Here is an 11478-nt window from a genome sequence, read left to right on the forward strand (position 1 = left end):
ATGAATACAAGTCAATTGATTAATTTAAAAAAGAGGAAGGTTTTAAATATGGCAGATTATGCACTAGAAGAAAAAGCCAACTTTACCGTATTAGGTTTTGGAACTGAGCTTAAAAGCCATTACACTGATTTTGCTGGCTTAAACAAGGAAAAGTTAGAGTTTTGGCAGACCATCACCAAAGATGGAAGGCTTGATACTTTAAAAAACATAGCCATAAATGACTACGTTTTTACCGTGAACGAAGCAGTTAATAACAAAATGATGCATTATGCTGGCGTAATGACGGAGGCACAGGCACCAGAAGGTGCCAGAGTTATCCAATTTCCTAAAGGGGAATATCTGGTTGTTAAAGGAGAAGGAACGACAGCTAATGAATTAGAAAATAAACTTGCTGTCCTTGCCTTTGGTCAAGTCTTAGCAGAGGCAAAGAATTTTGCCTATGTTGGTGGACCAAATACAACAGCTCTGATGGGGCAACGAAACGGCTTAGTTTTCGGTGAAATATGGATTCCTGTTGTTAGGAAATAAAGGAGCGATTGAAATGTCATATATTGTTGATTTTAAAAATGTGTCTGCAGTTGGCTTAGAGTCTTCACCTGTAGTAGAAGAGCTTGCTGGTTTACGTGCTAATGAAGCCCGTTACCTTATGAACAAATACAAGCATGAATTTACGGTTGTACCAGCTAGTGAAAGCCAGGATACACTGGACTACGTGAACCGAATTTTGAAAGAACGTGATATTGAATTTTCAGCCAAACCTTTAGAAACGTCGCGTTTTCAAGTGGGCAATATCAAATTTGCCTACGTCTTTTATGAGGATGGTCTTGAAGTCAATGTCATGTATACGGTTGATGATCCCAAGAAAAGAGCCGTTGGTTTGAAGCTTTCTGAGGGTATGGATGTGCCAAAGGAATTAGAAGGGAAGTTTAAGTTTGCTAGGCAGAAGTCTAAGTTAGCTGGAACAATTCGAGGTTCGTTTTTTGTAATTAAAGGAGATTATTAAAGTAAGTAAGCGTAAATGCAGGCATCCAGCCATTTTTATATTAGGTCAAAACTTTTTCATTAGGTACGAGGTTCTTGTATAAAAAATAGCAAAATGTGTATCGACAGATATAAGTTGGACCTGAATTATTCATGGAGATGAGTAATTCGGGTTAAACTTATATTAATTGGCAGGTATAACAATGGGGCAGTAGATAGTTTTGTGTAAAAAACAAAACTATCTACTGCCCCATTATGTCTGAAATTTTCAACATAACATTCTTTAATTTTCAAAGAACATAATTTTTATTAATTACTTCGTTAAATCTACAAAGTCAGTATTATCATATACAAATTTTTATATTCACAGGGTTTTTATTCAATTATTTCAGAAAATTCATCTAAAGCTGGATAAAGTCCAGAATTTTTCATTGTATGATTACTTTTCTTCATTTCTAACTCACCGGCTCAAAGTTATTTTTTACGGAATGATTCGTTTGCTTGGATAAAAATACAACAGCAATTACAATAAGGATTGTAAGTACTAAGGTTACAATACCTCGATCTATGTTTAGACCGCCTTTATCTGCAGGTACAGATATCCAGTCGGCAAATGAGGCGCCCAGCGGCCGAGTCATAACATATGCAAACCAAAATGTAAAAATTTCATTAAGTCCTAAGAACTTTTGGCATATAAACGGAAGAATAAATAGTACCAAGTACACTATTCCCGAAGTAATGTAACCTAGATGCAAGGTTTCAGCTGAGAAATCGCTGGCTGCCGTTCCAAGGGCAAATGCAATCAATACAGCTGCCCAATAAAAAATTTCTCTTTGCTTTGTATTAATGCTGTGTATAGAAAGTGTCTTTTCCGATATATACCAGGCGGCAAAATTTACAATCAGCAAAACAATGTAAGTACCTGTTAATGTCGCCAACGGGATTCCTACAACCGAATGCATAATGTCTGCAAAAATGGTTCCAAAAACACTAACCATGGCAATCGCTAACCAATATTTCCAGGCCAAATAGCGGCGTGCTTTAAACTGGATAACCAGAGCCACCGAGAAACCCACAGCTTCTATTACCAAGGCTATCGGTGGTGGTACCACCCTGATTAAAAAATCCGAAAAGACTTCGCCCATTGCTGTTGTGAGAAGTTTCGTTATCCAAAACAGCAGTGTGATTTCAGGTACTTTGGTTAGTAAGTTTGTTGTTACCTTTTCATCAAGAGATAAGCTATTATTCATTTATATCCTCTCCTATTTAAATTTAAAATTTTGTACTTTCAGAAATATCTGGAATACCTCCAAAACCATTATCCTGCTATGTTTCAATAGTAAACTAAAATTCTTAGCAAAAAATAAGAATCAGATTAGAAAATTCTCATTTTTCTATAATGCATTTTAAATGTTTCTATTGTAAAATAAAGCTTAATGGATTTGTTAAAAAGGATGTGAACAAACATGGCAAAAATACTTATAGTTGAAGATGAGATAAAAATATTGAACTTATTAAAGCTTGAACTTACTCATGAAGGATATGAAGTAGATACTGCCACAGATGGTAGAACAGGTTTGGAAAAAATCGAATGCAACTCCTACGAAGTAGTTATCCTTGATATCATGCTCCCCCAATTAAATGGTATGGAAGTTTGCAGGAGATCTCGAAAGTTTACAAGTGTGCCCATTATTATGCTTACTGCTAGGAACCAGATAATAGATAGGGTTACGGGCCTTGATACCGGAGCAGACGATTATATAACTAAGCCTTTTTCTACAGAGGAATTACTGGCCAGGATTCGTAGTGCCATTAGGAGAAATTCAATTCTCACAGCTAAAAGTAATATCATTTCGTATAAAAATATTACATTGAACCTTTCTACCTGTGAGGTCAAAATCGATGAGAAAATTATTGAACTAACAAAAAAAGAATACCAACTTATAGCATATATGCTTGAAAATAGAAACCAAGTACTTACAAGAGAGCAGATTTTAAACGCTGTCTGGGGTTATGACTATTTTGGCGATACAAATGTTGTTGATGTATATATAAGATATTTAAGGAACAAGCTCAATGACAATACGAATGAGAAATATATTTCAACAGTCAGAGGAACTGGATATGTCATGAAAGAAATGTGAAGGGGAAAATAATTATGTTTTTAAATATACAAAAATTATCTATTTCTAAAAAAATAGCTTTTATATATTCTGCAATTCTATTTAGCATCTTAATTATTTTCTTTTTTTCTTTATTCCTTGGCATTAAATTTGCAAGTAAAAAGGAAATTGAAGGAAATCTCAGATCAAATGCTGCTGATATTATAGAGTATGCTAAAAACAAGATAACCATTGATCAATCAACTTTTACCGATCTAAAGCTTGACAACAGCATTGCTTATAGTATTTTTGACGAGAATAAAAAACTTTTGTATACCAGCAATTCCAGCATGCCGCAATTTGACGTTTCTATACAGGATATGGTATTGAAATATAAAGATCCTAAAAACGAGGCAGAGATCTCATATCTCACTTTAAAAGATAATAGTATAAACAGAACATATTATATCCAGGTATCCAAGAACACTGATTATTATGAGCGATATAATAGGTTATTTGAAAGATCCTTTTTGTTTGTAAGTATCTTAGGTATTATTATATGCATAGCCTCAGGCCGGTATATTAGTAAAAGTATGTTGAAACCTATTCGAAATATATCTAGCACCGCAAAGGAGATAACCTCAAAAAGCCTTGACATAAGAATCCCGGTAGACGGACCTGATGACGAGCTGAAGGAACTTTCCAGCATTTTCAACTTAATGGTTGAAAGGCTTCAATCGGATTTTGAAAAGCAAATAAGGTTTACCTCAGATGTGTCTCATGAACTTCGTACACCTCTAGCGGTCATACTTGGTCATATAAATATGTTAAAACGTTGGGGCAAAGATGATCCGGAGGTTTTATCCAATGCATTGGAAACTTTAAAGTCTGAAACTGAGAATATGGGTAAGCTTATTGATGATTTATTATACCTATCTATGAGTGATAATAATTCGATAGCTCAAAGAAAGGAAACTTTTTCTCTATCCATACTTTTACAAGAGGTTACAGATGAAGCATTACTAGTCCACGCTGATTATTCAATTTTGTGTATGTGTGATAAGGATTATAATATTACAGCTGATCATAATGCAATTAAGCAGGTTCTAAGAAATCTTATCAATAATAGTATAAAATATAGCAATCCTCCTGGAAACATTACAATTGTAGTAGACAGAAAAAAAGAAGGAACCTCAATCACCGTCAGTGATCAAGGCATAGGTATCCCTTCCGAACACTTGCCTCATATATTCGATAGGTTTTACAGGATAGATGAGTCAAGAAATAGAGCAACTGGAGGCAGTGGACTTGGCCTAGCAATAGCCAAGAACATCATCCAAAGCCATAATGGCACAATTACTGCTTATAGTAAACCTGGTAAGGGAACAAAATTCGAAATATATTTACCACAATAATAATTATTCATTGTCTACAGAAATTTTCTTGTGTTGTGATTTTAAATACTCAATAATTTCAGTTTTATTTATAGGTGATGAATGTCCTGGAAAACAAACATCAAACTCTAAACTCTCTAACATATTTATAAGGCGCTCTAATTTAACTGCGTTATACTCACAGCTATTATAATAATCCATTCCATAAGCATCTCCTATAAATACTGCTTTTTCCTCAGGTATATAAACTATTACTGAGTCCTTAGAATGAGGTGATACCACATTTTTCAAAATGACTTTTAATCCTCCTAAGTCTAGTTCTAAATTATTTTTAAACACTATATCAGCAGGTACAACATTTATATCTTGAAGATTTTCATATTCCTTGCGAATATTAGTATCTGCAAATTCAATATCTTCTCCAGTTGGAAGCTCATCTTTTGATAAACTTTTATCCATCCATGTTAATTGTTCCTATACTATTTCTCATATTTTATTAGTCTCCTTTATATAAATTTAATTTTTATCTGCGTTTCAAACCACAAATATGTATTGTTGCTGCAACTATCTGAAAAATTATTCCAACACCACATACTCCAATCCATCCAAATATTCCCCAGAAAAATGTTCCTAGCCATGAACCTAATGCACCACCACAAAAGTAAAACGTCATATATACAGCATTGTTGCGACTACGAGCTGTAGCATCTAAGGTATTTATACGAGCTTGATTTGAAATTTGAGCCGATTGAATTCCTAAGTCCAATAGTATTACTCCAATAATAAGTCCCCACATTTGATATCCAAAAATTAAGAAACAAATATATGACAAGAATGAAATTATGATGGCTATCGTTAAAGTGAATCCAGGACTTCTTTTGTCTGCAATTCGTCCTACCATAGAAGCCGCCAAAGCTCCTATAATTCCTGCCAATCCAAACATTCCAGCCGCCTGAGCTCCTAAATTGTAAACCGGCGACTTAAGTAAAAAAGATAGTGCTGTCCAAAATATACTGAATGTTCCAAACATCATTGCACCAATTAACGAAGATTCCACTAAAATTGGTTGATTTCTTAATAATCCTATTAGTGATTTAAGTAATTTTTTATAGCTCATAGAAGAATCTGGAACAGATTTTGGAATCCATAACTTGAATACTAAAATTAGCAAAACCATCATTCCAGCAGCTATACGATAAACAATTTGCCATCCTAGAATTGACCCTATAATTCCACTAAATACACGTGATAATAATATACCAATTAGTAATCCGCTCATTACACTCCCAATTACCTTACCTCTTTCTGCTGGTTTTGCTATATGTGCAACTAATGGTACAATCAACATCGGAGTAATAGAAGTTAGTCCAACTATGAGAGAACTTAATAATAGCCACCATATATTAAAAGAAATTGATAGAGAAAGTAAAGATATAGCAGAACAAAGCAACATTATCATTATTAAGTTCCTACGTTCCTTAATATCTCCCAATGGAACTAGAAAAACCAATCCTATTGCATAACCAATTTGAATTAGCATAGCTGTAATTCCAATTATAGATGATGATGCATTGAAGAATCTAGAAATCTGTTCCAATAAAGGTTGAGAGTAATATAGATTAGCAGCACTAGCCGCACAAGCAATTGACATTAGTGCAATTAGAAAATTACTTAATTCAAATTCTTTTTTTATAGTTATATCTGGGTTTTGATACATAAATACTATTCCTCCAATTCTTAATTGTATTCCTTTAACGTAAACGTTAAGTGTTGGGTAAAAAAGTACAGGTCTATACCTGTTACTTATTTTTCAAATTTATCTTCATTATTTTTAATTATTGCTTCTATCTTACAAATATTTTTCTGACATTCTATTTTAAACGTATTTAGCTCATTCATTTTCTCTTCTGCTCTTGCAATGTGACTCTTTAGAATTTGTACTACCTGACGTTTTCCATCTAAAAGTCGTCCGTCTGTAAAATACAAATCTATTACTTGACCAATCTCATCTAAAGTAAGTCCCAAATCTTTAAGCAGCTGAATCTTTTTCAAACGCGTAATATCGTCGTTTTCAAACACTCGAAGTTGTCCTGTCACTCTATTGTTTTTATCTCCTAATAATCCAAGTTCTTCATAGTATCTGATTGTTCTAGTTGTCAAATTTGTAAGCTTAGCAATTTCACCAATTTTATAGCTCATATGATTTGCACCTCCTTTTAACGTTAACGTCAACTGTATATTATCATCTATTTTCAACCTTGTCAACTATTGTAAATATATTTTGTATTCGAAAAATTGTTAATGGGCTCTTATTGTTGTTGAAACGTTAAATACTAATTGTATACAACATAATTTAATCTTCTTATTTACTACCTCTATATACAGATCCTTATATTCACATGATTTATCATCAACTTTCTTCTTTACACAAAATAAGAAGGCGAACCTCCTCCATTATCATCTGGACTTGGTTCGCCTCCATTACTTAGATACATTATTAAATTATCATTTATAGTAAGTACTAACATTAACTCTTTAGACATTATATTAACACTTATAACCTCATCTATAAATTGAAATTTGTGAGATTGGTGTTATTCACATAATCTAACATTACATTAAAAACTTCTGAATATATTATTCAATTATATATGCACTTATAATTTCTCCATAGTAAGCCGTATGAAAATCCTTGTTTGCACCATGAAATGAGCTTTCAACATCTTGCGGATAAAATTTATTTTTATCTTCTTCTCTAATCTCCCTCTCATCTTGTTTTTGTTTATATACAATCCTGCACTCAAGTGTAAGTGGAAGTTCCTTAATAGCAGGAACTGAAATACTATTAGGAGGCTCTAATGTCAAATTTAGTTCCTTAATTTTATCACATAAATGACCAGATTTTGTGCCACAAATCCCCAATATTTTTTTATCGAATTCACCAAACGGCATATTTATTGTGAATTCAGGATTTTTTTCAAGTTGACGTTTTGTAAAGCGATTTTCTCTCACAAAAACTGTGAAAATCGTTTTTTCCAAATCTCTTCCTAGCGTTCCCCATGAAATAGTCATAGAATTAACTTTATCATCTACCTTTGTTGTTAATAAAACACCTGTTTTAAGCGCTTTCATAATCTCGTTTGCATAATCAAATACTTGTATCTCTTTTTTCATAATATTATCCTCCTTGAATATTTGTTGCCTCTATGATAAATTAATATATAATTAGTAGCAAGTATGCACTTTTTTGTTAGATACTACCCAAAAGGAGAGTAAACATGGATAATGAAGTAAATATTAAACCATTTGGTTATGCAATGTCTTTGATTGAAGGTAAATGGAAAATGCACATATTATTTTGGCTTTGGAAAAAACAAATTCTGAGATATGGTGAGTTAAAACGTTCCCTTGGAACAATTACTCATAAAATGCTCAGTACACAGTTAAAAGAATTAGAATCAGATAATTTAATTGTTCGAAAAGAATATCCTCAAGTTCCTCCAAAGGTAGAATATTCTCTATCCCAAAGAGGTTTAAGCATTATGCCTGTTTTGCAATGCTTATGTGAATGGGGCCATAATCATATTGATGATTTATAGTATTTCAGTGAAGACTATTTATATACTCTTTATTTAATATAATCAACCTTCTTCTAGAAACAAAATAAGAAGGAGAGCCTCCTCCATCTTGACTTGGTTCTCCTCCATTATTAAGTCATCCTTGATAAAGGAAACTCGACTCGCATACACTCGCTGAGTAAGTGATTCACATCAAATCATAGATTTGAGTTCCCTATTTAAACTCTATTGGTTCTATATCTATAGTTTTGTTTATTGTAATTTTTGAAATTAGCATATGCAGTAGTCTCTTTTCTTGTTCCCTTTAAGGCGATTCTGATAACATCTTATTAAAACTTGATAGTATTTCTCTTACAAATCCATACAAAACCTCTTGTACACAATCATCTAAAATTTCATTTTGTTTTCATACCTATAATTGAAACAGTTTTCCCTTACCTTTATTTTCTATGGTAACCTTTAAACTTTAAGGTATTATGATGTAATTTCCGTGTATAATTAAATATGGTTGAATGTGGGCTACTGGTATCACTTACCTCTTGTTGAAGGGAGGTGAAAAAGGAAACCCGACTCACTTCGTTCGCTGGGAAAGTTCAGCTTGCCAAATGTAAAATTTGGAGCTTCACTTTTGAGTAACGATACTTTAATGTTACTATTTCAAGTAGGATTATTTTTATTAGTACTATTAACATTTATAGTGTTACTTATAGATAAAAGAACAAAAAAATAGTAGCCCCGTGATCGCAAATGGATAGCTACTAATTTTTAATTATTATAAAGTTATAGTGATACTAGTTGCCTAAGCAACTAGAATTATATACTATAGAGTTTTAAAATATATTCCAGTATGTTTTATACCCTATTTTTATCTTGTTATTATTTACTTATATTATATCAATTTTTAATAATAAATAAACAATTATTTTTTATTAAATTCATGTGGTATATTTACTTCTACTCAATTTTACTTATTATCCTTTATTTATGATACGGTCACCGTAACAGTTAGAACGTAGAGCTTTTTAAAATCTAAATAATGAAGTAACTAATATTTATACTTCTGAAAGAATATTAATAAAATTATTAATTGGATGATTTATATTTAAATTATTACGTTTGATAAAATATATTATTAGCCCGTTGAATTCATTAGTTAACTCATGAATATATACTCTATCATTATCCTTTATTAAGCTTTTTGGCAAGAGCGATATCCCCATACCATTTGCTACACATTTTATAATAGCTTCTAGGGAGTCAAACTCAATAATTCTACTTAGAGTTCCTTTATTTGCAATAATCCACTTTTCCAATGTAGCTCTATAAGGACAATCAAGATTATTGCTTATAATAATAGGCTTTTTTAACAATTCATCTATTTTTTTAATATCTATAGAAGATATAATTACTAATTCTTCAATAAAAGTAAAAACTGAACTAATATTGTGATGCAAGCATTGGACATTAATAAATGCGCCATCCAATTCTCCGTTAATGACTTTCTCCATCAAGTTTCTTTGAGTATCAGTTTTTAAAGAAACCAGCACATTAGGATATTTTTTAGAATACTTACTTAACCATCTAGGTACTGATGAAGCTGATATAGTTTGAGTTGCACCTATTCTCAAAGAAGAACTATTATCTTTAAAGGCTGCTTCAGCTTCGTTGAGTAATCTAATAATGTTGTCTGCATATACTAGCAACTTTTCACCACTATAGGTCAATGTAACTCCTTTATTATGTCTTAGTAGCAACGTAGTACCCAATTCTTCCTCAAGTATTTTTATACGCAATGTTACGTTTGATTGAACATATCCCATTCTTAAAGCTGCTTTAGAAATAGACTTTTCATATGCTACCACTTGAAATATTCTTAAATCATTACTTTCCACTATTTATTACCTTCTTTACTTTCTAATAATTATGATTTTAACATAGTTTTTGTTTTATATTTATTCTTTTTGATATTATTTAAAATAATACTTGCTATGATTTATAACTATTATTCATATGGTCCAACCTAATATATAATAAACCTAAAGGTAATTTTAAAATATAGGAGTGATTATTGATGATAGCGGCACAATATAAAATTACATTACCTAGTGATTATGATATGAATATAATAACCAATAGAGTTAAACTTAATGGTAATAAGACAGATGGCTTTTATGGCTTAAAGTTTAAGATATATTTGACAACAGAAAAAGGTAAAAATAATAATTTACAGAATAGCTATGCTCCTTTATATCTCTGGAAGGATAGTAAAGGACTAAATAAGTTTTTATTTAATGGATTTTACGACAATATCCTCTCTTCTTTTGGATGGCAACAGGTGAATATAGGAATACCATTAATTGATACAACAACATCCAAAATTGTAGATATAAAGTACCTATTTGAAATCACAAGGGATATTAAACCTCAAGGAAGTTTAAATAACTTTAAAAGTAGAATAGAAGAAGATCTTCCTAAGATTAAAGATTCAGAATATATAGTTATATATAATCCTGATAAGTGGAAGTATACTATGTTTTACTTTATTGAGGATTTAGACAAAGTAAAATCAGAAAAAGGGATAATTTATAATATACTTCATGCATCGCAATAAAAATCTCAAAATAGTAGCGTTCCCAAAGCGGATTAGCTACTATTTTAAATTTATAATACATTTTAATTCTTAATCATCCTCCGCAAAACCAGTCATATTAACGGTTTCAATGAAAATATCCGTTATTTGTGGTACGGTTCCCCCTTCATTATCCTGAATCTTGTTTAGAATTTTAGGATTTTTGTCTAGTCGTATCAACTTCCCATTATATATACTACTGTAACTTTCCTATTCTGCTGCAGTTTACTGAGTATAAATTAATAATATCATTAATTGTATTAGTAATTATTTTAGCTTAAGCATCACTCTTCTCTTGTTATTAGATCTTCAGCAAGTACATCAAAAATACCTATCTATCCTCTAGAATCCAATCTTTCATATATGTTCCTTTCAAAAACTCATAGAAATATAAAATTTTTTTCAATAATTAATGTAATATTTCGGAGATACACATATATCCTATATGAAATCAGAATAAAGGAGGTTTAAACTATGGCAGTAACAAAATCACTTCAAACAACTTCGCTAAGTATTGAGATTCAAAGTGGCACTGATAAGGCTGGAGACGCCGTGTTTACAAAGAAAACTTTTTCTAATGTTAAAACAGATGCTACTCCTCAAAACATCTATGATGTTGCAGAAGCTATAAAAGCTGTTTTATCAGTTCAAACTAGAGATTACTTTGTAAATGAAGCATCTAGTTTAGTTAATGCTTAATTCATTCATTAAGCAAATTTATGAAAGGGGGACCTATTGATGGAATATACTTTAGCTTTGACTTTTTTAACTGAAGGTGGAGAAAAAACTACTTT

General features: G+C 31.5%; 14 protein-coding genes and 1 pseudogene. 8 read left to right on the top strand and 7 right to left on the bottom strand.

Translation table 11 applies throughout. The annotated features are described in order from the left end of the window. Positions 1-48: 48 nt before the first annotated feature. Together COL3_RS23455 and COL3_RS23460 are read left to right on the top strand one after the other, a co-directional pair. Positions 49-528 (top strand): GyrI-like domain-containing protein, encoded by a 480-nt coding sequence (locus COL3_RS23455; RefSeq protein WP_008422488.1) that lies wholly within the window; start codon positions 49-51, stop codon positions 526-528. Between the two features lie 13 nt (positions 529-541). Beyond that, positions 542-1003 carry a hypothetical protein gene (locus tag COL3_RS23460; RefSeq protein ID WP_008422486.1) on the top strand — a complete coding sequence of 154 codons (462 nt, stop codon included), beginning with the start codon at positions 542-544 and terminating at the stop codon, positions 1001-1003. Positions 1004-1436: 433 nt separating this feature from the next. On the opposite strand, the gene COL3_RS23465 is transcribed toward COL3_RS23460, so the two are convergent. Next, positions 1437-2231, bottom strand: coding sequence for a membrane-anchored protein (locus COL3_RS23465; protein ID WP_008422484.1), 795 nt, complete (start codon positions 2229-2231; stop codon positions 1437-1439). Positions 2232-2447: 216 nt separating this feature from the next. Here COL3_RS23465 and COL3_RS23470 point away from each other — a divergent pair, with 216 nt between their 5' ends. Both COL3_RS23470 and COL3_RS23475 read left to right on the top strand, forming a co-directional pair. Beyond that, the gene (locus tag COL3_RS23470) at positions 2448-3125 is read left to right on the top strand and encodes a response regulator transcription factor (protein ID WP_008422482.1); all 678 of its coding nucleotides are present in this window, start codon (positions 2448-2450) and stop codon (positions 3123-3125) included. Between the two features lie 14 nt (positions 3126-3139). Further along, positions 3140-4498 (top strand): ATP-binding protein, encoded by a 1359-nt coding sequence (locus COL3_RS23475; RefSeq protein ID WP_008422480.1) that lies wholly within the window; start codon positions 3140-3142, stop codon positions 4496-4498. A gap of 3 nt (positions 4499-4501) precedes the next feature. On the opposite strand, the pseudogene COL3_RS23480 reads toward COL3_RS23475, so the two are convergent. The 4 genes and pseudogenes from COL3_RS23480 to COL3_RS23495 all read right to left on the bottom strand — a co-directional run. Beyond that, a pseudogene (locus COL3_RS23480) lies at positions 4502-4984 on the bottom strand (MBL fold metallo-hydrolase); the annotation flags it as partial. Positions 4985-5000: 16 nt separating this feature from the next. After that, on the bottom strand, positions 5001-6194 hold the full coding sequence (locus COL3_RS23485) for an MFS transporter (protein WP_008422477.1): 1194 nt from the start codon (positions 6192-6194) through the stop codon (positions 5001-5003). An 86-nt stretch (positions 6195-6280) separates the two neighbouring features. After that, on the bottom strand, positions 6281-6676 hold the full coding sequence (locus tag COL3_RS23490; protein ID WP_008422475.1) for a MerR family transcriptional regulator: 396 nt from the start codon (positions 6674-6676) through the stop codon (positions 6281-6283). 438 nt (positions 6677-7114) lie between these two features. Beyond that, positions 7115-7651, bottom strand: a complete 537-nt coding sequence (locus tag COL3_RS23495; protein WP_008422473.1) for a flavin reductase family protein — start codon at positions 7649-7651, stop codon at positions 7115-7117. Positions 7652-7755: 104 nt separating this feature from the next. Here COL3_RS23495 and COL3_RS23500 point away from each other — a divergent pair, with 104 nt between their 5' ends. Both COL3_RS23500 and COL3_RS29425 read left to right on the top strand, forming a co-directional pair. Beyond that, complete coding sequence (locus COL3_RS23500; RefSeq protein ID WP_008422471.1) at positions 7756-8076, top strand: helix-turn-helix domain-containing protein; 321 nt, start codon at positions 7756-7758, stop codon at positions 8074-8076. A gap of 625 nt (positions 8077-8701) precedes the next feature. Continuing rightward, the gene (locus tag COL3_RS29425; RefSeq protein WP_242982177.1) at positions 8702-8785 is read left to right on the top strand and encodes a putative holin-like toxin; all 84 of its coding nucleotides are present in this window, start codon (positions 8702-8704) and stop codon (positions 8783-8785) included. A 322-nt stretch (positions 8786-9107) separates the two neighbouring features. Here the strand turns inward: COL3_RS29425 and COL3_RS23510 are convergent, their stop codons facing one another. Continuing rightward, on the bottom strand, positions 9108-9947 hold the full coding sequence (locus COL3_RS23510; protein ID WP_008422469.1) for a LysR family transcriptional regulator: 840 nt from the start codon (positions 9945-9947) through the stop codon (positions 9108-9110). Between the two features lie 179 nt (positions 9948-10126). On the opposite strand from COL3_RS23510, the gene COL3_RS23515 reads away from it, so the two are divergent. Continuing rightward, positions 10127-10666, top strand: coding sequence for a DUF4865 family protein (locus tag COL3_RS23515; protein WP_008422467.1), 540 nt, complete (start codon positions 10127-10129; stop codon positions 10664-10666). A 69-nt stretch (positions 10667-10735) separates the two neighbouring features. On the opposite strand, the gene COL3_RS29655 is transcribed toward COL3_RS23515, so the two are convergent. Further along, positions 10736-10864: a hypothetical protein gene (locus COL3_RS29655; protein ID WP_278286701.1), complete on the bottom strand. Its 129-nt coding sequence runs from the start codon at positions 10862-10864 to the stop codon at positions 10736-10738. A 294-nt stretch (positions 10865-11158) separates the two neighbouring features. On the opposite strand from COL3_RS29655, the gene COL3_RS23520 reads away from it, so the two are divergent. After that, positions 11159-11383, top strand: coding sequence for a DUF1659 domain-containing protein (locus COL3_RS23520; protein ID WP_008422430.1), 225 nt, complete (start codon positions 11159-11161; stop codon positions 11381-11383). Positions 11384-11478: the final 95 nt, after the last annotated feature.

The organism is Clostridium sp. LS (assembly GCF_002760435.1).
Classification (GTDB): Bacteria; Bacillota; Clostridia; order Clostridiales; family Clostridiaceae; genus Clostridium.